21 protein-coding genes are annotated in these 21,272 nt (G+C 59.3%); 5 read left to right on the top strand and 16 right to left on the bottom strand.

All coding sequences use genetic code 11. The features are described 5' to 3' along the window. Nucleotides 1-5 precede the first annotated feature (5 nt). The gene (locus tag AC2TEL_RS16115; protein WP_480905309.1) at nt 6-1,664 is read left to right on the top strand and encodes a U32 family peptidase; all 1,659 of its coding nucleotides are present in this window, start codon (nt 6-8) and stop codon (nt 1,662-1,664) included. A 6-nt stretch (nt 1,665-1,670) separates the two neighbouring features. Here AC2TEL_RS16115 and AC2TEL_RS16110 read toward each other — a convergent pair whose 3' ends face one another. The 5 genes from AC2TEL_RS16110 to AC2TEL_RS16090 form a co-directional block, all read right to left on the bottom strand. Next, a complete protein-coding gene (locus AC2TEL_RS16110) occupies nt 1,671-2,285 on the bottom strand; it encodes a cytochrome P460 family protein (protein WP_480905307.1) in 615 nt (204 codons plus the stop codon). A 223-nt stretch (nt 2,286-2,508) separates the two neighbouring features. Next, entirely contained in the window at nt 2,509-3,693 is a 1,185-nt protein-coding gene (gene rlmN / locus AC2TEL_RS16105; protein ID WP_480905304.1) for a dual-specificity RNA methyltransferase RlmN, read from the bottom strand. A gap of 78 nt (nt 3,694-3,771) precedes the next feature. Further along, nucleotides 3,772-4,149 carry a lysozyme inhibitor LprI family protein gene (locus AC2TEL_RS16100; RefSeq protein WP_480862518.1) on the bottom strand — a complete coding sequence of 126 codons (378 nt, stop codon included), beginning with the start codon at nt 4,147-4,149 and terminating at the stop codon, nt 3,772-3,774. A 113-nt stretch (nt 4,150-4,262) separates the two neighbouring features. Continuing rightward, on the bottom strand, nt 4,263-4,430 hold the full coding sequence (locus tag AC2TEL_RS16095) for a hypothetical protein (RefSeq protein WP_480905303.1): 168 nt from the start codon (nt 4,428-4,430) through the stop codon (nt 4,263-4,265). Between the two features lie 169 nt (nt 4,431-4,599). Continuing rightward, entirely contained in the window at nt 4,600-5,133 is a 534-nt protein-coding gene (locus tag AC2TEL_RS16090) for an invasion associated locus B family protein (RefSeq protein ID WP_480841387.1), read from the bottom strand. A gap of 179 nt (nt 5,134-5,312) precedes the next feature. On the opposite strand from AC2TEL_RS16090, the gene AC2TEL_RS16085 reads away from it, so the two are divergent. Continuing rightward, nucleotides 5,313-6,311 (top strand): asparaginase, encoded by a 999-nt coding sequence (locus AC2TEL_RS16085; protein ID WP_480905300.1) that lies wholly within the window; start codon nt 5,313-5,315, stop codon nt 6,309-6,311. 5 nt (nt 6,312-6,316) lie between these two features. Here the strand turns inward: AC2TEL_RS16085 and AC2TEL_RS16080 are convergent, their stop codons facing one another. The 8 genes from AC2TEL_RS16080 to hutI all read right to left on the bottom strand — a co-directional run bounded on the left by AC2TEL_RS16080 (nt 6,317) and on the right by hutI (nt 13,625). Continuing rightward, a complete protein-coding gene (locus AC2TEL_RS16080) occupies nt 6,317-6,637 on the bottom strand; it encodes a YciI family protein (protein WP_480862520.1) in 321 nt (106 codons plus the stop codon). 21 nt (nt 6,638-6,658) lie between these two features. Then, nucleotides 6,659-7,087 carry an SRPBCC family protein gene (locus tag AC2TEL_RS16075; protein ID WP_480905298.1) on the bottom strand — a complete coding sequence of 143 codons (429 nt, stop codon included), beginning with the start codon at nt 7,085-7,087 and terminating at the stop codon, nt 6,659-6,661. Next, nucleotides 7,075-7,404 carry an ArsR/SmtB family transcription factor gene (locus AC2TEL_RS16070; protein WP_480905295.1) on the bottom strand — a complete coding sequence of 110 codons (330 nt, stop codon included), beginning with the start codon at nt 7,402-7,404 and terminating at the stop codon, nt 7,075-7,077. The genes AC2TEL_RS16075 and AC2TEL_RS16070 overlap by 13 nt, the downstream gene beginning before the upstream one ends. Nucleotides 7,405-7,444: 40 nt before the next feature. Continuing rightward, nucleotides 7,445-8,323, bottom strand: coding sequence for a phosphoserine phosphatase SerB (serB, locus tag AC2TEL_RS16065; protein ID WP_480905293.1), 879 nt, complete (start codon nt 8,321-8,323; stop codon nt 7,445-7,447). A 68-nt stretch (nt 8,324-8,391) separates the two neighbouring features. Beyond that, nucleotides 8,392-10,074: a urocanate hydratase gene (gene hutU, locus AC2TEL_RS16060; RefSeq protein ID WP_480841398.1), complete on the bottom strand. Its 1,683-nt coding sequence runs from the start codon at nt 10,072-10,074 to the stop codon at nt 8,392-8,394. 1 nt (nt 10,075) lies between these two features. Continuing rightward, nucleotides 10,076-10,888 carry an N-formylglutamate deformylase gene (gene hutG, locus AC2TEL_RS16055; protein WP_480905290.1) on the bottom strand — a complete coding sequence of 271 codons (813 nt, stop codon included), beginning with the start codon at nt 10,886-10,888 and terminating at the stop codon, nt 10,076-10,078. After that, nucleotides 10,888-12,423, bottom strand: a complete 1,536-nt coding sequence (gene hutH / locus AC2TEL_RS16050) for a histidine ammonia-lyase (RefSeq protein ID WP_480905288.1) — start codon at nt 12,421-12,423, stop codon at nt 10,888-10,890. The genes hutG and hutH overlap by 1 nt, the downstream gene beginning before the upstream one ends. Beyond that, complete coding sequence (gene hutI / locus AC2TEL_RS16045) at nt 12,420-13,625, bottom strand: imidazolonepropionase (protein WP_480905285.1); 1,206 nt, start codon at nt 13,623-13,625, stop codon at nt 12,420-12,422. Before hutI ends, hutH begins: the two co-directional genes overlap by 4 nt. Before the next feature lie 81 nt (nt 13,626-13,706). Here hutI and AC2TEL_RS16040 point away from each other — a divergent pair, with 81 nt between their 5' ends. The 3 genes from AC2TEL_RS16040 to AC2TEL_RS16030 all read left to right on the top strand — a co-directional run bounded on the left by AC2TEL_RS16040 (nt 13,707) and on the right by AC2TEL_RS16030 (nt 17,398). Next, nucleotides 13,707-15,062, top strand: a complete 1,356-nt coding sequence (locus AC2TEL_RS16040) for a formimidoylglutamate deiminase (RefSeq protein ID WP_480905282.1) — start codon at nt 13,707-13,709, stop codon at nt 15,060-15,062. 15 nt (nt 15,063-15,077) lie between these two features. After that, nucleotides 15,078-15,782, top strand: a complete 705-nt coding sequence (locus tag AC2TEL_RS16035; RefSeq protein WP_480905279.1) for a histidine utilization transcriptional repressor HutC — start codon at nt 15,078-15,080, stop codon at nt 15,780-15,782. Nucleotides 15,783-15,880: 98 nt separating this feature from the next. Beyond that, nucleotides 15,881-17,398 (top strand): malonate--CoA ligase, encoded by a 1,518-nt coding sequence (locus tag AC2TEL_RS16030; protein ID WP_480905276.1) that lies wholly within the window; start codon nt 15,881-15,883, stop codon nt 17,396-17,398. Here the strand turns inward: AC2TEL_RS16030 and AC2TEL_RS16025 are convergent. From AC2TEL_RS16025 to AC2TEL_RS16015, 3 genes are all read right to left on the bottom strand, one after another. Continuing rightward, nucleotides 17,385-18,122, bottom strand: a complete 738-nt coding sequence (locus AC2TEL_RS16025) for a metallophosphoesterase family protein (protein WP_480905553.1) — start codon at nt 18,120-18,122, stop codon at nt 17,385-17,387. The two genes, AC2TEL_RS16030 and AC2TEL_RS16025, sit on opposite strands and share 14 nt — an antisense overlap. A 122-nt stretch (nt 18,123-18,244) precedes the next feature. Then, entirely contained in the window at nt 18,245-19,840 is a 1,596-nt protein-coding gene (serA, locus tag AC2TEL_RS16020) for a phosphoglycerate dehydrogenase (protein WP_480905274.1), read from the bottom strand. 59 nt (nt 19,841-19,899) lie between these two features. Next, nucleotides 19,900-21,054, bottom strand: a complete 1,155-nt coding sequence (locus AC2TEL_RS16015) for a phosphoserine transaminase (RefSeq protein ID WP_480905271.1) — start codon at nt 21,052-21,054, stop codon at nt 19,900-19,902. Between the last annotated feature and the right edge of the window lie 218 nt (nt 21,055-21,272).

The raw sequence follows: 21,272 nt of genomic DNA, 5'->3' as shown, positions 1-21,272 counted from the left end.
TTCCCATGACCCAGTCCAGATCCGAACTCCTGATGCCTGCGGGCAATCTGCGCAAACTGAAACTCGCCATCCTTTACGGGGCGGACGCCGTGTATCTGGGCACACCGGATATGTCGCTGCGCACGAAATCCGAGTTCTCGCTGGAAGAGGTGATTGAAGGGGTCGAGTTCTGCCACAGCCATGGGCGGCGCGCCTATCTGACGCTGAACCTGTTTTCGCACAACAAAGACATCCCGAAACTGGACGAATACATCGACACGGTGCGCAAGGTTCAGCCCGACGGGTTGATCATCGCCGACCCCGGTGTGTTCCAATACGTCCGCGAACGCGCACCCGAACTGCCGCTGCATATCTCGACCCAAGCCAATATCTGTTCGTGGCTGTCGGTGAAATTCTGGCAGGATCAGGGGGCGGAATTGGTGGTTTTGGCGCGCGAAGTCTCGTATCCCGAACTGGTCGAAATCCGCGAGAAATGCCCTGACATCAAACTTGAGGCGTTTGTGCACGGCGCCATGTGCATGACCTATTCGGGTCGCTGCCTGCTGTCGAACTTCATGGCCGAACGCGGGGCCAATCAGGGCAATTGCGCCAATTCCTGCCGCTGGAACTATGGCCTGAAGCTGCGCCTCAAGGACGGTACGCATCAGGAACTTCGCATCACCGAAGAAAACGCCGACCTGTTCGAATTCCTGCTGGAAGAGGGCTGCCGCCCCGGTGATCTGATGCCCATCGAAGAGGATGATCGCGGCTCGTATATCCTCAATTCCCGCGATCTGTGCATCATGCCGAAGCTGGATGAGTATCTGAAGATCGGCGTCGACAGCCTCAAGGTCGAAGGGCGCGGCAAATCGGAATATTACGCCGCCATCGTTGCGCGGGCGTATCGGATGGCCATCGACGACTATTTCGCGGATCCTGAGAACTGGGATCCGAAACCCTATATGCGCGAGTTGGAGACCGTCGGGAACCGCGGCTATACGCTGGCCTTTCACGAAGGGCGGCTGACCAACTACGCACATGATTACGAGCACACGGCCTCGATCGCGCAATGGGAATATGCCGGGATCGTCATCGAAGTGACCGAGGATGCGTTTCTGGTCGAAGTGAAGAACAAGCTGGAACCGGGCGACGTGCTGGATTTCGTCTCGCCCATCTCGCGAGACACGGTTCTGCTGCGGGTCTATGACTTCGAACGTGCCTCAGACGGTACGCGGCTGGACGTGGTGCATGGCAGCACGAAAACCGTGATCCGCCTGCCTTTCAGCCTGTTCGACCATGAAGACATCGACGATCTGCGCGCCCGTTTCCCGGTCTATTCCGTGCTTCGCAAGGAACGCGCCCTGACCGACGAACACTGGAGCCGCATCCGCTTTGACAAGCTGGTGCAGGGGCTGGAAACCTCGGGCCGCGACAACCCCAAGGCCTATGACCGTCGTCGCGACGAGCTGGTCGAGAAGATCGGTGAGGATGGCAACGAACGCCGGTTCAAGACCAACCGGATCGGCACCGAGGGTTGCTGCGGCAAGGGCTGCAATGGATGTCTGATCTTCTGGCAGGACGAGAAATACGCATTGGCACGCGAAGTACTCTCGAAACGCAAACAAGGGGAGCAACTCAGCCGTCGCGAGGCCACTGAGCTGAAACTGCCCGAGGAAACAGTCTGAGCCTGCTCAGTTCCCAACCACATATTCTTCGGGAACGAAGAACGTGAAATCCCGTTCCGCGACCGCTTCGTGGCACTCATGGCAATAAGCGACCGCCGAAGCGCGGAAACCCGTCGTATCGCCAAACAACGAACCGTCCGGCATCACCATGATGTATCGCCAGTCGCCGGTGTCGGGGCTAACACCCTGGGGAAGTTTTTCCATCACGAACAGGGCACCCGGATGAATGTTGCCTTCGTCCGTAACAGTCACACTGTCTTTGGCGAGCACAGAGCCTACGGGCAGTTTTTCACCCTCTTTCAGAGTCCCGTAGTTATGCGCCATGCGATTGGCATAGCTGTTCACATAGCGCTGGCCGTGGGTGGCGGAAATATAGGGCGCATCGTTGAACAGCGGCCAATTCTGGTAGTTCAGAAGCAAATCCAGCTGCGCTGCGCCATAGCCCCGCTCCATGCGGCGCTGCAACGACTTGTAAGCGTCCAACGCTTCTTCCTTGGACAATTCTGCCGGGTTTTCGATTGCCAGATGCGCATCTCTGTCGGTTGTCTGCGCGATCAGACCTGACGCGCAGGTTGCCAATGCAACCAAAGCCCCAATTACCTGCATGCGTCTTGCAATCATTTTTATGGCCCATCCGTTTGTACGGTTCGCCTGAAAGCTGCCTTAGTATCGCAAACAGAGGATAGCGGTATTGAAAAACTTTTCTATGACCCTGATCACATTCTCACCGCCTTGTGCGCGAATTTGAGGCCCGCTTTAACCGTGCGAAACCATACCAAATCAGCACACAAACATACAGGTATTCAGAAATTAATATCTTACAACCGGTTTAGGCCGTGTGGCTTCAACCCAATCCTGCCTCGGATTCGATCTGCTTGCGTGATTTCCGGGCGCGTTCCGTCGCCGATTTCAACTGTCCGCAGGCCGCCATGATGTCCTCGCCCCGTGTCTTGCGGATGGGCGAGGCATAGCCCGCTTGGTAGATGATGTTCGCAAAGGCCCGGATGCGATTGTTCGAGCTGCGCCTGTACGGCGCGCCGGGCCATTCGTTGAACGGGATCAGGTTGATCTTGGCCGGGATATTATGGCGTTTGATATGGCCGATCAGGCGATGTGCATCTTCATCGCTATCATTCACACCATCTAGCATCACGTATTCGAATGTGATCCGCTCGGAATTTGAGGCATTCGGATAATTGGCCAATGCCTGAAGCAGCTCTTCGATGTTCCAGCGCTTGTTGATCGGCACCAACACATCGCGGGTCTCATCCGTGGTGGCATGGAAAGAGATCGCCAGCAGGCAGCCGATTTCTTCCGCTGTGCGCGCGATTTCAGGGACTACGCCGGACGTCGACAGAGTAATTCGACGACGCGACAGGGAAATCCCCTCTGGGTCCATTGCAATCTTCATCGCATCGCGGACGTTCTCGAAATTATAGAGCGGCTCACCCATACCCATCAAAACGATGTTTGAAAGCAAACGGGTTTCTTCCTTCGGGGCGCCGGGCACCGGCCATTCTTCTAGGTCGTCCCGGGCCATCATCACCTGACCGACAATCTCAGCCGCCGTCAGGTTGCGCACCAGCTTCTGCGTGCCGGTGTGGCAAAAGGAACAGGTCAGTGTGCAGCCTACTTGCGACGAGATACAAAGCGTGCCCCGATCCTCTTCCGGGATGTAGACCACCTCGACCTCGTGCCCGCCTGCGATGCGGCACAGGTATTTGCGGGTCCCGTCCTCGGAGACCTGACGGGTCACCACTTCGGGGATTTCGATGACGAAATTGTCAGCCAGTTGCGCGCGATAGGTTTTCGCCAGATTGGTCATCTCGGCAAAGTCACGCACACCCCACTGATATATCCACTGCCAGATCTGCCCGGTCCGCATTTTTGCCTGCTTCTCGGGCGTACCATGTTCGATCAGAACCTCGCGCAGCCGATCGCGAGTCAATCCGACAAGGTTGATCTTCCCCTCGGGCAGTTTGCGGGGGATGGTCATGACGTCTTGAGTGATCGGCGCTTTGGGCGACATGTGCGTATCTCAGGGATTCTGGCTTGGGATGCGCCTCTATATAGGAACGCGCGCAAAGATCAAAAGAAATCGTGCAGGCTAATTCGCAAAGCGCAGTAATTCGTCGACGCGCGCACGGCCCAGATCAACCCTGCAGGATGTGATTGCGATACCTGTGCCCGAACCACCACCGTAGGAGGCCCCTACCGCGTCGCATTGCGCGTCACGGTAATCCTCCCAGGCGTTTTGTGCAGCTTCCAGCGCCGGAACAGCCTCGGGCCGACCGGTCACTTCGTCCAGCTCTTTGGCGGCGGCAACAGCGAAAGAGTAGCTCTCAGCCACCGCAACATTTACACGCTCTTCCATATTTCCAACGCAGGATCCGATTTCCACCTGCGAACCGGCCTCATAGCATTCCAGCGTCGGGTCAGCCATGGCCGCAAACGGAAAGAACAAGGCAATAAAAGCCCATCGCATGAACCGGTCCTCCGAAAGGCCGAATTTATTTCAGGCCACCTTAACACACGGAAAAGACCGGAGTGAACAACGAGCTCGGCCGCGGCAGATTCACCGCGGCCCATGGGGCAGGCTTAGTTAACTGCTGGGGGGATATAACAATCCGCTGCATCCAGTGTCTTGACCGGATCTACCGGCCCGCACTGCTCGCCAGTGACCGGATATGTATCGCTGTCTTTTTCACACGCGCTTACCAAAACCGCAGAAATCATCAACATCGCGGCAAGGGTCTTTTTCATCATCTTGCTGGCTCCTCTAATACCTGAACCGATTAGTTCAGAAACAGTCGAGCCGCGCCTTGATACGGATCAATTGCGAGAGCAGACGTCACGTAAAGGAGCAATAATTTCGATGGGTTGGAATCACAAAGCCCCGCCAAAGCGACGGGGCTGCGACAAGGGTTTGCACCGGTTAGTTGGTGCAGCGTTTTTCGGCGTCTTCAATGGCAGCTGTAAAGCCCAGCAGCGAAAACGTGTCCTTGGTCTGCGTGCCACGTTCTGACCGCGCGGTCAGCACCGCCTCGGTTCCGCGTTTCATCGCCGTGACGATTTTGGCGTCATCCGCAGCTGTCGCCGGCCAGGCCCATTCACCGTCGGTAAACAACTCGAACTCGCTGCCGTCGACAACAAGATTTACCGTCGAGCCAGCGGCAAACGGGTAACCGCCGGTGAAAGTCACCTGACCTTTCACCTCGGCGTTGGGGCGATAAAATACGAACAACAGAATATCGCTGCGGCGCACCGATACCACGCGACCACCGCGTGTATTGACAGTTTCCTTGGGCGCGGACACGCTCCAGCATTCCGTGGGATCATCTTCTACAAAAACGCTCCAATCGGTCTTGGCCGCGACCCTGTTGGTACTTGTCGCCTGCTGAGCGATTGCAGTTGTGGCCATCCCTGCCATGCACAGGCCCGCGATCACACGGACGAGTTTTGATCCCATTGTCCAGCCTCCTAGCTCGACCTATACCTCATACCCACCGGTGACGGCTGCGAACCCTGCCTGGTCCGTCTATCAATATTGCGCATCCCGATGATTGCCGACATACACACACTAACGCAGGTTTCGCCACAGGCGAAAGGGCGATTGGCAGAATTTTGCGCATAACGCGGAGGGTCCAGATGACGCAGCCGGTACCAATGACAGAACTATGGCGCGGCCCATTGTTGGAAAGCCTGCATCTGGGGCACGCGGTGATCTGTGACGACACCGGCCAGATCGTGCGCAGCTGGGGCAATCCCGATGCGGTGATCTATCCCCGCTCGTCGGCCAAGATGATCCAGGCGCTGCCGCTGATCACTTCGGGCGCGGCGGCGAAATACGGTTTGCATTCCGAACATCTGGCGCTGGCCTGTGCGTCCCATTCCGGGGCGGCGATCCACACGCAACGTGTCTCGGCCTGGCTTGATCATCTGGGACTGGCGGAACCCGATCTGCGCTGTGGTCCGCAAGAACCCTCCGACATGGCAGCCCGCGACGGGTTGATCCTGGCCGACGACACGCCCTGCCAGATCCACAACAACTGCTCTGGCAAACACTGCGGATTTCTGACCGTGGCGCAGCATATGGGCGCCGGACCGGAATATCTTGAGATCGACCACCCCGTTCAGCAAGCCTGCCTCTCGGCTGTGGAAGAAACCACGGGTGAGACAAGCCCAGCTTATGGCATCGACGGTTGTTCAGCCCCCAATTTCGCGACGTCTTTGGTGGGGTTGGCGCGGTCGATGGCGTGGTTTGCCTCGGCCGCTGACCGATCTGATCGCGCCAGCGACGCGGCGCAACAATTGACCTCAGCCATGATCAAACACCCCGAGCTGGTTGCCGGAGAGAACCGGGCCTGTACCGAATTGATGCAGGCCATGAACGGCCGTGCTGCGATCAAGACTGGCGCCGAGGCCGTGTTCGTCGCCATCATCCCGGAAAAACGGATGGGCATCGCACTGAAGATCGCGGACGGCACCACCCGCGCCAGTGAGTGCGCGGTTGCATCCCTTCTGGTAAGCCTTGGGGTGCTGGAGGCCGAACATCCGGCCACCCGCAAATTCATGAACGCCACACAATACAGCCGCCGCGGGCTGGAATGCGGCGTGATCAGACCGGCGCCGGGGTTTCCCGGCTAAGGCGATCACATCTCGATTTCGTGAACTTCGGCCACCTCGACCGAGCCTGACCCGTTGACAACCATCGGGCAGCCTTTGGCCATTTCCGTCGCAGCGTCGATGCTGTCGGCCTTGATCACAGTAAAGCCCGAGGCCGGATTAGCACCGCCATTGTCGGCGACACCCTCATGGCTGACAGTGTAGGACTGACCCACCGGGTTGCCGGGGATTTCAAGTGCATCACCCATATTTTGAAACCATGCACCCCAGGCAGCCATGGTTGCTTCGATTTCGGCGGGGTCGGTCGGTGTTGTTCCGCCATGATAGACAAACAAATATTGGGGCATATCGCTCCTCCCTGTTGAAATCTATTTGCACTTCGCTTCGAGTTTGCGCAGGGACGAAGTCCAGCCCTGCTCATGGTTCGCCGCGGCCTCTGCATCAGCCAGTTCGCGGTGATCCAACACCAGGCGCGCGCCGGTCTCGGTTGCAGTCACCGAAAAGGTGACATGGCTTTCCGGGCCGCGCTTGTCCTGATCGTCATGCCAGGCCCAGGTGAACCCGACCGATTTGGGCGGATCGACATGAGTGACATGGCCCGAGACCTTGAATTGCTGACCCTCTCCGTTTTCCATCACCGAAAACCACGGCCCAAGGCGCGAGAAATCCAGATCGTGCTCGGGCACATGCAATCCTTCCGGCCCCCACCATTGCAGTAGCTTTGCTCCGTCACTGACCCAGGCAAACAGGTTTTCGGGACTGGTGGGGAACTCGCGTTCCAGTTTCAGGTCGGCCATGAATTCTCCCTTTCAATCATTTCGCTCAAACGGTCGAGGCCGCCTTCCCAGAACTGCCGTTTCGAGATGGTCCATTCCGCGATTGCGCGAAGTCCGTCAGGCTGGATCGAATACATCCGCTGGGTGCCATGCACGCGCTGCCGTACCAGACCCGCCTCGCGCAGCACCTTCAAATGGCGCGAGATCGCGGCGCCGGACATACCCTTGCCTTCGATCAATTCGCCGGCGGGCAATTCACCCCCTTCCATCAACTGCTCGACAATCGAGAAGCGGGTGGAATCGGACAAAGCAGAAAAGGCGGCCAGAAGTGTGTTCATGGCCATTATTTAACACATGCGTTAAATTAAGGGAAGCCCCTCAGGACGCAATAAATTTTGAGCGGCTGTACCCTTGGAGATAGAGCAAGGCCGTCAGGTCACCGTGGTTGACCCGCACGTCACACTTTGCTGCGACCGAGGGTTTGGCATGCAGCGCCACACCGGTCCCGGCCCTGCCGAGCATGCCAAGATCGTTTGCCCCGTCGCCCACTGCGATCACATCAGACTCGTTAATCCCCAGGCGGGTCGAAATCTGCTCCAAAGCTTCGATTTTGGCCTGTCGCCCCAAAATGGGCCTTTGCACCTCACCAGTCAGCTTGCCGCAATCGGCCAACAAGGTGTTCGCCCGGTTTTCATCAAAACCAAGCTCATTGGCCACGCGGGCCGTAAAGGCGGTGAACCCGCCAGAAACCAGCGCGGCATAGGCCCCGTTTGCGCGCATCGTGGCCAGCAAAGCCTTTCCGCCAGGCATCAATGTGATCCGTTCGTTCAGCACCTTGCCGATCACGCCCTCATCCAGACCTTTCAGCAGGCCGACGCGTTCGGTCAGCGCGCCTTCGAAATCCAGCTCACCATTCATGGCGCGCGCGGTAATGTCCTTGACGCGGTCGCCGACACCGGCCTCATCGGCCAGTTCGTCAATGCACTCCTGCTGGATCATGGTGCTGTCCATATCCGCCAGCAGCATCTTCTTGCGCCGCCCTTCGGCGGGCTGGACGATCAGGTCCACGCCCATCTGCTGCAATTCTGCCCAGGTGTCCCAGTGATTGCCGGGCACTTCCGACAGAGAGAATTCCGCCGCCTCGTCCGGGCTCAGCCAGACGACTTCGCCGCCACCCCAGGCATTGCGCAACGACTCGATCAGCGCCGGCTCCAGCGACGGCGCTGTCGGATTGGTTAGCAGAGTGGCAATGTGCATTTTCGACCTCCGGCGTGCTCACCTGCGCATATCGCAGGTGCAGCATTTTCGCCAGAGACAGTTTTGGTCTATCCCAGAATTCCGGGCAGGCGCAGACCATGTTCGCGGGCGCATTCCTTGGCGATATCGTACCCCGCGTCGGCATGGCGCCAGACACCCGACGCCGGGTCGTTCCACAGCACGCGTTCCAGCCGCCGGGCCGCATCCCCGGTCCCGTCTGCGCAGATCACGACACCGGCATGCTGGCTGAACCCCATGCCGACGCCGCCACCATGATGCAGCGATACCCAGGTCGCGCCGCTGGCGGTGTTGATCAGCGCGTTCAGCAGCGGCCAGTCCGACACCGCGTCGGAACCGTCCAGCATCGCCTCGGTCTCGCGGTTCGGGCTGGCGACCGAGCCGCTGTCCAGGTGGTCGCGCCCAATGACGACGGGCGCCTTCAGCTCGCCATTGGCGACCATCTCATTGAACGCCAGACCTGCGCGGTGGCGGTCGCCGAGGCCAATCCAACAGATACGTGCGGGCAGGCCCTGAAAGGCGATGCGCTCCTGCGCCATGTCGAGCCAGCGATGCAGGTGCTCGTTTTCGGGGAACAACTCCTTCATCTTGGCATCGGTTTTGTAGATATCCTCGGGGTCACCTGACAAGGCGCACCAGCGGAACGGGCCGATGCCCTTGCAGAACAACGGGCGGATATAGGCCGGGACAAAACCGGGGAAGGCAAAGGCATTCTCAAGCCCCTCGTCCTGCGCCACCTGTCGGATATTGTTGCCGTAATCCAGCGTCGGAACGCCTGCATTCCAGAAATCGACCATTGCCGCCACGTGCTGCTTCATCGAGGCCCGCGCAGCCTTTTCGACCGCTTTGGGATCGCTCTCGCGCTTGTCGCGCCACTCGGCCATCGACCAGCCCAGAGGCAGATATCCGTTGATCGGATCGTGCGCGCTGGTCTGGTCGGTGACAATGTCAGGGCGCATGCCGCCGGCCTGCATGCGGGCGTAGATCTCGGGGAATATTTCCGCCGCATTGCCGAGAAGACCAACAGATTTCGCCTCGCCGGCCTTGGTCCAGCGGTCGATCATCTCAAGCGCTTCGTCCAACGTTTCCGCCTTTTCGTCGAGGTACTTGGTGCGCAGGCGGAAATCGATGCTGTCCGGGTTACACTCGACCGCCAGACAGCAGGCCCCGGCAAACACCGCCGCCAGCGGCTGTGCACCACCCATGCCGCCCAGACCGCCGGTCAGAATCCACTTGCCCGACAGGTCACCGCCATAATGCTGGCGCCCGGCCTCGGCAAATGTTTCGTAGGTGCCCTGAACGATGCCCTGCGTGCCGATATAGATCCATGAACCGGCCGTCATCTGGCCGTACATCATCAGGCCCTTCTTATCGAGCTCGTTGAAGTGATCCCAGGTCGCCCAATGCGGTACGAGGTTCGAATTGGCGATCAGCACGCGGGGGGCGTCCTTATGGGTGCGGATGATTGCCACTGGTTTGCCGGACTGGACGATCAGGGTTTCGTCTTCTTCCAGGTCTTTCAGTCCGGCAACGATCCGGTCAAAGTCGTTCCACGTGCGTGCCGCACGTCCGATGCCGCCATAGACGACCAGTTCATGCGGGTTCTCTGCCACGTCCGGATGCAGGTTGTTCATCAGCATTCGTAACGGTGCCTCGGTCACCCAGCTTTTGGCATTCAGCTCGGGCCCGGTGGGCGGAAAGATATCGCGGGTGTTCTTGCGCGGATCGCTCATGTCAGGGCTCCTTGTGATCGGTTAACGCACCAGACAGGGCGAGTTCTGTCAGGCGGGTCAGCATTGTCTTGAGATACGGGCGCAGGATGTTGGCGCGGCCTTCCCGCCATGCCCAGGGCGGCGTTTCATCCATATACGCCCGTTGGGCGATTTCCATCTGAATCGCATGGGTGCCGTTCGCCGGACGGCCATAGTGTCGCGTCGTCCAACCACCCTTGAAGCGCCCGTTGAGCACGGATGTCATGCCGCAGGCGTTGCGTGCCACGTCATTTACACCCTGTTCGATCAGCGGATGGCACGTCGCGCCGAGATTGGTGCCGGTATTGAACACCGGCAATTCGCCATCGAATAGGTACGGTATGTTCGAACGGATCGAATGACAGTCAAACAGGATCGCGACGCCGTGTTTGTCTCGTACCCGATGCAGCTCCTGCGTCAGAGCCGCATGGTAGGGAGCGTGAAACTCTTCGCGACGCGCTTCGATCTCATCCGCCGAAGGTTCCTGCCCGTCTGTCCAGATCGGTTTGCCGTCGAAATCCGTCAGCGGTACCAGCGTCGTCGTGTTCTGGCCGGGATAAAGCGAAACGCCCGCCGGATCCCGGTTGGCGTCGATCACATAGCGATGCACATGCGATTGAACGACCGTGGCATTGGCCAGGCCGTCATAAAGCCGGTTGATGTGCCAGTCCGTATCTGCCAAGGCACGCCCGTTTTCGTTCAGACGCTTTGCAATCCGGTCGGGAACATATGTACCTCCATGAGGTTGACCCAAGACAATGGGTCCGTCACCACGTTGGACATCGAACACCTGCATCAGAACAATCCGGGCATCTCGACACCGGCGGCGTCCAGAATATCGCCGCCAGCAATCAACGTGCGGGCGGTCTCAAGCTCCGGCGCGAGATACCGGTCGTCACCGAGGGCGGGAACATGGGTCCGCAGACATGCAATGGCGCGCAGCAACGGATCGCTCGTGGGTAGCGGTGCGCGGAATTCGACACCCTGCGCCGCACAGAGCAATTCGATTCCAAGAATGTAATTCAGGTTGTCCACCATCCGCGTCAGACGCCGCGCACCGTGGGCGGCCATCGACACGTGATCCTCCTGATTGGCCGAAGTGGGCGTGCTGTCGGTCACGCAAGGGTTTGCCAGATGCTTGTTTTCGCTCATCAAAGCAGCGGTGGTGACCTCGGCAATCATCAGGCCGGAGTTCAGGCCCGGATTGGGTGTCAGGAATGGCGGCAGGTCGAAACTGAGCGCAGGGTCGACCATCAGCGCAATGCGCCGCTGGGCAATGGCGCCGATTTCCGACACCGCCAGCGCGATCATATCCGCGGCGAAGCCCACGGGTTCGGCATGAAAATTGCCGCCGGACACAATTGCCTCGGGGTCGGACAGGACCAGCGGGTTGTCGGTGGCTGCGTTCGCTTCGGTCGCTAATGTGCCGGCCGCCTGCCGCATCACATCCATCGCCGCGCCCGTGACCTGGGGCTGACAGCGAATGCAATAAGGGTCCTGAACCCGCGTATCCCCTTCGCGATGGCTTTCACGGATCACCGATCCGGCCAGGGCGGCCCGCATGGCGCTGGCCGCGTCCATCTGGCCACGATGTCCCCGCAGCGCGTGAATCTCGGGTTGCAGCGGCGCGGTCGAGCCCATGATGGCGTCTGTTGACATGGCGGAAACCACCAACGCGTTCTGGGCCGCGCGCCATGCCTCGAACAGTCCGGCCAAGGCGTAGGCCGTCGAAAACTGGGTGCCGTTGATGAAAGCCAAGCCCTCCTTGGGGCCCAGAGAGATTGGCGTCAGGCCAACGGTCTTCAGGGCTTCCGCACCGGGCAGTATCTCCCCATTCACTTGTGCCTCGCCCTCACCGATTACAACGGCAGTCATATGCGCCAGCGGGGCCAGGTCCCCGGACGCACCGACCGAGCCCTGCGCCGGTATCACCGGCGTTACACCGCGCGCCAGCATCTGCTGCAAAAGCTCGATCAACGCCCACCGCACACCGGATGCGCCACGCCCGAAGGACAGCAGCTTGAGGGACATCATCAGCCGAACCAACCGGCGCGGCACGGCCTCACCCACACCGCAGCAATGGCTGAGGATCAGGTTGCGCTGCAAGGTCGAGGTATCTTCGGGCGCGATCTTGTGACTGGCGAGCTTGCCGAAGCCGGTGTTGACGCCGTACACGGCCTGCGACCCGGCTGCAGCTTTGGCAATTCGCTGCGCCGCGGCCTCAACCCCGGGCTTGCAGGTTTCATCCAGAGCGATTGGCGTTTCGCGCCAATAGATTTCCGCCAACTGCGCCAGCGATACATTGCCCGGACTGAGAACAACCGAACTCATTCGACGCCTCCGAAAATACGTTTACAGAGCGGATTGAACCCGATGCGATAGGACAGCTCGGCAGGTTGATCGACATCCCATACGGCCAGATCAGCCCGATAGCCGGGCGCGATCACCCCGACATCTGTCAATCCCAGAGCGCGGGCTGCATTGCGGGTAACACCCGCCAACGCTTCTTCCGGTGTCATGCGGAACAGGGTGCACCCCATGTTCATCGTCAGCAGCAATGACGTCAGCGGTGATGACCCCGGATTACAGTCCGTTGCCAGCGCCACCGGGACACGATGCCGGCGCAGCAGATCAATTGGTGGCAGCTGAGTCTCATGCAACGTGTAGAACGCCCCCGGCAACAGAACCGCCGCAGTTCCGGCTTCGGACATCGCCAATACACCGTCCTCATCGAGATATTCGATATGATCCGCCGACAGCGCCCCGTAGGAGGCCGCAAGCCGGGCTCCGCCCAGATTGGACAACTGCTCGGCATGCAGCTTGACCCGCAGACCCAATTCTTGTGCCACATCGAACACCCGGGCGATCTGGGACGGGTCAAAGGCGATGCCTTCGCAGAATCCGTCCACGGCATCTACCAGACCTTCGGCATGGGCTGCACGCAAGGCCGGGATACAAACCTCATCGATGTAAGTATCCGCCTGCCCTTTGAATTCCGGTGGCACAGCATGCGCGCCCAGGAAACTGGTCCTGACCCTGACCGGGCGTTCTTGCCCGACGCGCCGCGCGGCACGCAGCATTCGCAGCTCGGTCTCGATATCCAGCCCGTAGCCTGATTTGATTTCGATGACAGCGGCACCTTCGGACACCAAGGCATCGACGCGCGGCAAGGACCCGGCCAACAGCTCATCCTCGGTCGCGGCACGCGTTGCGTTGACCGTGGACAGAATACCGCCGCCCGCGCGCGCAACTTCCTCGTAGGTGGCGCCGTTCAGCCGCATCTCGAACTCTTTTGCCCGGTTGCCGCCAAAGACAACATGTGTGTGCGCATCGATCAGCGCCGGCGTCACGAGGCGGTCGCCAAAATCCTCGACAGGCCAATCTGCGTATGCGGCAGGTAGCCGCGATCGCGCACCAACCCAGACAATCGTTTCACCGTCGACAGCAATCGCAGCATCTTCGACCAGACCATAAGGCTCTGCTCCGTCCATCGTGGCCAGCCGGTTGCAGCAAAAAACAGTTTTTTTTGTCATGGCGATTCTTTTGGACTCCCCCTGCCAATGAATTTTTCGTATACGTGTAATCAATTAAAGTCTACACAAAACAGGTCCACCATGAGTATTCACGCAAAATCCGCCCTGATCGGTTCTGATTGGGCGACGAATATCCGGGTGGAGATCGGACAGGGGCATATCAGCAGGCTCGAACACGACGCCGCCGCGAAACCGGGCGACGTGCAGGTCGACATCCTGCTGCCCGCGCTGGGAAACCTGCACAGCCATGCGTTTCAGCGGGCCATGGCTGGCATGACCGAAGTCCGTGCCGCCGGGCGTGAGAGTTTCTGGACATGGCGCAACCTGATGTACCGGTTTCTGGACCGAATGACTCCCGACCAGGTCCAGGCCATTGCAGCGCTGGTCTACATGGAAATGCAGGAGGCCGGATACGCCGCGGTCGGCGAGTTTCACTATGTTCACCACCAACCGGGCGGCGTGCCATACACGCGGTTGTCGGAACTCAGTCAGCGCATTTTCGACGCTGCCGGGCAGACCGGTATCGGCCTGACACATTTGCCGGTTCTATATACTTACGGCGGCGTTTCCCGGCAGCCCCTTGCGGGTGGACAGATGCGGTTTGGCAATGATGTCGGACGATTTCTGGATCTGATTGCAGAATGCCGAACGACACTGCCGCATGACGACTCGGTTCTGGGCCTTGCGCCGCATTCCCTGCGCGCAACAACACCGGCGGATTTGCAGCAGGTACTTGGGCTTGTTCCGCGCGGACCGGTGCACATTCACATTTCGGAACAGCTCAAGGAAGTTGCGGATGTCAAAGCAGCGCTGGGCCAGCGTCCCGTCGCCTGGTTGCTGAACAATGTGGAGGTGGACGACCGTTGGTGCCTGATCCACGCGACCCATATGACCGATGACGAAACCCGCGATCTGGCCCAATCCGGCGCTGTTGCCGGGCTGTGTCCGATCACTGAGGCCAATCTGGGCGACGGAATCTTCAACGGCGCCGCTTACATCGAAAACGGTGGTGCTTTTGGTGTCGGATCGGATTCGAATGTGCGGATTTCCCTGCCCGAGGAGCTGCGCATGCTGGAATATTCCCAACGTCTGCGCGATATGGCGCGCACGATTCTGGTCAAGGGTGAGGGCTCGGTGGGGCAATCGCTGTATACCGGCGCAGCAAAGGGTGGTGCGCAGGCCCTTGGGCGAAAGGCCGGGGAAATTGCGCCTGGAAAACTGGCCGATCTTGTGAGTTTCGACCGCTCGCATTCGGCCCTCTGCACCCTTCGCGATGATCAGTTGCTGGACGGTCTGTGTTTTGCGGCCCCCGACGGGCTGGTGACGAACTTGTGGTCTGCCGGTCGGCATATGGTTCAAGACGGTCGCCACGTTGCACGAGACAGCATACTGCCTGCCTATCGCGCTGCAGTCGCCGAGCTGCTGGCCAGCGACTGATCCAAGGGAAACGGCATGACACACCCCGGCGACACAACAAGTTACAAGGACATCAAGCAGACGGTGCTGCATCGCATCCGCTCGGGCGAATGGCCGCCTGACATGCTGCTGCCCAACGAACAGGATCTGGCCGTCACGTTTTCCTGCACCCGAACCACGGTCAACCGGGCTCTGCGCGAACTGGCCGATGAAGGCTATCTTGAACGCCGCCGCAAGGCCGGAACGCGGGTATTGAGCGCGCCCCAAAGACAGGCGCGCTTTACCATCCCTCTGGTGCGCGATGAAATCGAGGCGCTGGGCGGAACTTATCGCTACGCGCTGGTCTCGACCGTGACGCAGCCTGCGCCGGACTGGCTCGGCGCCAGACTGGCGCTGAGCGCAGGGCAGTCGGTGCTTCACGTCCGTTGCATGCACTATTCCGGCAACACGCCGTTCCAGTACGAGGACCGCTGGATCGTGATCGACAGCGTGCCGGAGGTCGCACAGGCGGACTTTTCATTGATCGGTCCGAATGACTGGCTGGTGCAGACAGTGCCTTTTACCAATGTCGAACTGACTTTTCTGGCCAGCCGCGCAGACGCGACGGTGGCCGGTTTTCTGGACGTTCCCGAAGGTGAACCTGTCTTTACCGCCGAACGCATTACCTGGTTGCAGGGCCAGCCCGTCACTTTCGCCAAACTGTATTTTGGCGCAGGATACCGTATGACGACACAAATATAAGCTCTGTCGCGCAGAGAGCTTTCACGGGGCTTTACCCTCCTGCCATTCCAAGACAGATTCACGCCGATCGACCCAAGGATGAAGGAAAGGATAACCGGATGGGCAACCCGCTTTTTGATCGGCTGTTCGGCATTCACGCAGGTAAATCGACGCCCTTTCTTCATCTTCCGGATGGCCGGACATTGACCCACGCAGACTTTCTGGACATGGCCGCCCGGATCGCGAATACCCTTGCTGGGTACGAGTTGGAGCCAGGCGACCGTGTCGCGGTGCAGGTCGAAAAATCGCCCGAGGCGCTGGCGCTTTACGCGGCTTGTGCGCAGACGGGGTTGATCTTTCTCCCGCTCAACACCGCCTACACAACACATGAACTGAGCTACTTCATCGAAAACAGCGGTGCCCGACTGGTTGTATGCGATACCACGAACAAAGACGGTCTGACCCCCGTTGCGCAGGCTCAGAACGCTCGGCTCGAGACATTGAACGCTGATGGGTCCGGCAGCCTGATGCGCCGTGCCCTTGGCATGCTACCCGCTTTCGAGCCGGTAAAACGATCCGAGGATGACCTGGCCGCCTTTCTCTACACATCCGGCACGACAGGCCGGTCCAAGGGTGCCATGCTGAAACAGGCGAACCTGCTGTCGAACGCGGAAACGCTTGTGAAAGAATGGCGGTTCTCAAGCCAAGATGTGCTGCTGCACGCGCTGCCGATCTTTCACACCCATGGTCTGTTTGTGGCGACAAATGTCATCCTTGCCTCTGGCGGGTCGATGGTTTTTCTGCCGAAATTCGATCTGAATGACGTGCTGCGTCTGATGCCGAAGGCAACATCGATGATGGGCGTGCCCACTTTCTACACAAGGCTGCTCGGTGATGATCGGTTCACCGGGGATCTGGCTGGGCATATGCGCCTTTTCATTTCAGGCTCGGCCCCCTTGCTGGCAGAAACCCACGAACGCTTTGAGGCCCGCACAGGGCATCGCATTCTGGAACGGTACGGAATGACGGAAACCAACATGAACACGTCGAACCCTTATGACGGCGAGCGCCGGGCGGGCACGGTCGGGTTTCCACTGCCCGACGTTGAACTGAAGATCACCGACCCGGAAACGGGTGACGACTTGCCAAAGGGCGAGATCGGCATGATCGAGGTACGCGGGCCGAACGTGTTCAAAGGCTACTGGCAGATGCCCGAGAAAACGGCCGCCGAACTGCGCGAGGACGGGTTCTTCATCACCGGCGATCTGGGGCGCATGGATGAAGACGGCTATGTCCACATCGTCGGGCGCGGCAAGGATCTGATCATTTCGGGCGGGTACAACATCTATCCCAAAGAAATTGAACTGGTGCTGGACGAACAGCCCGGCGTGCTGGAAAGCGCCGTGATCGGCGTTCCTCATCCGGATTTCGGCGAAACCGTACTTGGCATTCTTGTGCCAGAACCGGGTCAATCGCCGGACCTGCAGGCTATACTGGCGTCGGTTCAGACGGAACTGGCCCGGTTCAAACACCCCCGCAAACTGATCGTTCTGGACGAATTGCCCCGAAACACGATGGGCAAAGTGCAGAAGAACGCCTTGCGTGAATCCTACAAGGACATGTTCACGCAGGGCTAGGATTTAGCGTCACGCGTCCGGTGTCCGTCAGCAACCAGCACGAATGGCCTTCAAAAACCGCGACGCTGGCGGCACGGCCATAACCCGCACCGGTGTCAAGGTTGACACGATTCCCATAGTGGGTGGCGCGATCGACCGGTGTATGGCCATGAACAATCAGTTTCGGGTGCACACCAGCATGGCTGTGAAAGCTTTTGCGTATCCAGACAAGATCGCTTTCGGCCTGCTCGCTCAGGGGTATTCCAGGTCGGATTCCAGCATGCACAAAGGCGAGGTCAGCCGTCTGATGCATCAGCACGAGATCGCGCAGGAAGCTCACGTGCGCCCTCGGAACTGCGGCCATTGCCTGCGTATGCAGATCTTCCAGTCGGATTTGCCCCTCGAAATCGACACCGTAGCTGCGCAAGGTTTCCACGCCACCCAGCGCCTCATGCAGCCAGTGATACCCCACCAGCAGATGCGGATCGTGCCGGGGAATGTCCTCCAGAAACCACGCAAACATCCGGTCGTGATTGCCCAAAAGGAAAATCCAATCCCGCCCAGCATCTCGCCCCGCGATGAGCAGGTCCAGAACACCGCGACTGTCCGGGCCTCTGTCAATATAATCGCCGAGGAATACGACGCGTGCGTCCGGTCCCCCGTCGCGCTCGATCAGCGACAGAACCCGTTCGAGTTCCGCGATCTGCCCGTGCAGGTCGCCAACGGCATAAATCGGGTGCGTCATGGTATATCCCAGGCAGTTGATTTGACCACCTTTTGGCGCAAAACGCGGCCGCGTGAAAGGCGACACCCGCGCCATTTGGGACGCGGGCATCGAAATGTCTCAGAAACCCCACACGCGGGTGATCAGGCCACGTCGAATTCCAGCGGTTTGATCTGCGTGAACAGACCCGTTTCCGCCAATTTGGCGCGGGCTTCGGCCGGAACCGGTTCATCCACATAAAGCAGCGCGATTGCTTCCCCGCCGGCTTCGGATCGGCCAAGAGTAAAGTTCGCGATGTTCACGTTGCTTTCGCCCATGGTCTGGCCCAGCGTGCCGATGATACCCGGCACGTCCTCGTTGGTGGTATAGAGCATATGCGCCCCCACCTCGGCATCGATATTTATTCCTTTGATCTGGATGAACCGTGGCTTGCCGTCGCTGAACACGGTGCCACCGATAGAACGTTCGCGCTTTTCGGTCACGACAGTAACCTTGATATAGCCCTCAAAGGCACCCGACTTGTCCTGATTGGTCGTCGAGATCTGAATGCCGCGCTCTTTGGCAACAAATGGCGCCGAAACCATGTTTACCTCGGGGTTGAACTTTTTCATGATCCCCGCCATCACGGCGCAGTTCAGTGCCGCCAGGTTCATTTCAGCCGCCACACCGTCATATAGGATGTTGATCGCCTTGATCGGTTCATCGGTCATCTGGCCGATGAAGCTGCCCAGATGCCCGGCCAGTTTGATCCATGGCCCCATGATCTTGGCCTCTTCCGCAGTGACGCTGGGCATGTTCAACGCGTTTTCCACTGCACCGGTCAGCAGGTAGTTTGAAATCTGTTCTGCCACCTGCAATGCCACGTTTTCCTGGGCTTCGGTGGTGGCCGCGCCCAAATGCGGTGTGCAAACAACGTTGGGCAGATTGAACAATGGGTTCTCTTTGGCCGGTTCTTCGCTGAACACGTCAAAGGCCGCGCCCGCAACATGACCCGATTGCAGCATTTCTGCCAGAGCGACCTCGTCCACCAGACCGCCGCGCGCGCAGTTGATGATGCGGACACCCTTCTTGGTTTTGGCAAGGTTTTTCCGGCTGAGGATGTTGCGGGTCTGATCCGTCAAAGGCACGTGCAGCGTGATGAAATCGGCGCGGGACAGCAGTTCGTCCAGTTCGACCTTTTCGACACCCATCTTGTCGGCTTTCTCCTCGCTCAGATAAGGATCATAAGCGATGACCTTCATCTTCAGGCCGTGCGCCCGTTCGCAGACGATGCCGCCGATATTGCCTGCACCGATCACGCCCAACGTTTTGTTGGTCAGCTCGATCCCCATGAACTTGGACTTTTCCCATTTGCCGGAATGGGTCGATGTTGACGCTTCGGGGATCTGCCGCGCTACGGCAAACATCATCGCAATCGCATGTTCGGCAGTGGTGATCATATTGCCGAACGGCGTGTTCATCACGATCACACCTTTTTTCGAGGCCGCCTCCTTGTCGATGTTGTCGGTACCGATTCCGGCGCGACCGATGACCTTGAGTTTTTCGGCTTTCTCCAGAATGGTCGGAGTCACCTTTGTGGCAGAACGGATGGCAAGGCCGTCATATTGGCCGATCACCTCGGCCAGCTTTTCCTTGTCCTTGCCCAGATCGGGCATGAAATCCACGTCGATGCCACGGTCGCGGAAGATCTGCACGGCGGTTTCGCTGAGCTTGTCAGATACGAGTACTTTGGGGGCCATATTCTCTGGTCCTTGAATTTTATGGAAGGTCCGGGCCTCAGGCGGCCCAGTGGAAAAGGTCAGGCAGCTTCGGTTTGCGCTGCAATCTCGGCCTCGAAGGCCCATGCCAGCCAGGGCAGCATCGCCTCGATGTCCGAGGTCTCGACCGTACCGCCGCACCAGATACGCAGGCCCGCGGGTGCGTCACGATAGGCGCCGATATCCAGCGCGATGTTTTCGGCCTCCAGCCGTTTGGCGACAGCCTTGGCAAACGTCGCTCCGTCCTGAATGCGCGCGTCGGTGAATTTCAGACAGACCGAAGTGTTGGATTGCGTTGTCGCATCCTCGGCCAGATTGGCGATCCAGTCGTTCTGATCACAGAACGTGTGCACCGCACTGGCATTCGTATCGGCTCGGGCGATCAGACCTTTCAGGCCGCCCACGGAACGCGCCCAGTCCAGCGCAAACAGGTAATCTTCGACCGCCAGCATCGACGGCGTGTTGATCGTCGCACCCGTGAAAATGCCCTCGATCAACTTGCCGCCCTTGGTCAGGCGGAAAATCTTGGGCAGCGGCCATGCGGGGGTGTAGCTCTCCAGCCGCTCTACTGCGCGGGGCGACAGGATCAGCATCCCGTGCGCAGCCTCACCGCCCAGCACCTTCTGCCAGCTGAACGTGGTCACATCCAGCTTGTCCCAGGGCAGGTCCATCGCAAAGGCCGCCGAGGTTGCGTCACAGATTGTAAGGCCCTGTCGATCATCCGCGATCCAGTCGCCGTTCGGCACCCGTACGCCCGAGGTCGTGCCGTTCCACGTAAACACCACGTCATTCGCGAAATCGACCGAGGCCAGATCGACGATCTGACCGTAATCGGCCGTTTTTACTTCGGCGTCGATCTTCAGCTGTTTGACCACGTCGGTCACCCAACCAGCCCCAAAGCTCTCCCAGGCCAGCATTTCAACCTTGCGTTCACCCAGCAGCGACCACAGCGCCATCTCGACCGCACCGGTGTCCGAGGCCGGAACGATGCCGATTTTGTAATCCGCCGGAATGCCGAGCACCTCACGCGTGCCTTCGATGGCGGCCTTCAGCTTGCCCTTGCCAACAGCGGCACGGTGCGAACGGCCCAATGCAGCATCGGCGAGTTTGGTCAGATCAAATGTAGGGGGTTTGGCGCACGGGCCCGAAGAAAAACGCGGATTGTCCGGCCGCGTTGCCGGTTGTTCGATAGTCATCTGTATTACCCTTCCAGATACACGCCCCTCGTTGGGGAGGGGTGTCCCACGGACAGAGGTATGGGTCCTTCGCACCTGCAGCAAGCGGAAAAGACGCTTTGTTGGGTAAAAACGACATCAGAAAGGGTTTCAAATCAGAACACGAGTTTCCGATTGGCGAAAAACCCCGCCGTTTTACCGGCGGGGTATATTGATTGTGTTGTTTTATTCTGCGGCGT

Source organism: Ruegeria sp. HKCCD9138, assembly GCF_057220975.1.
Note: the sequence above shows the minus strand (reverse complement) of the source record. Positions and strands in the feature narration are given on the sequence as shown.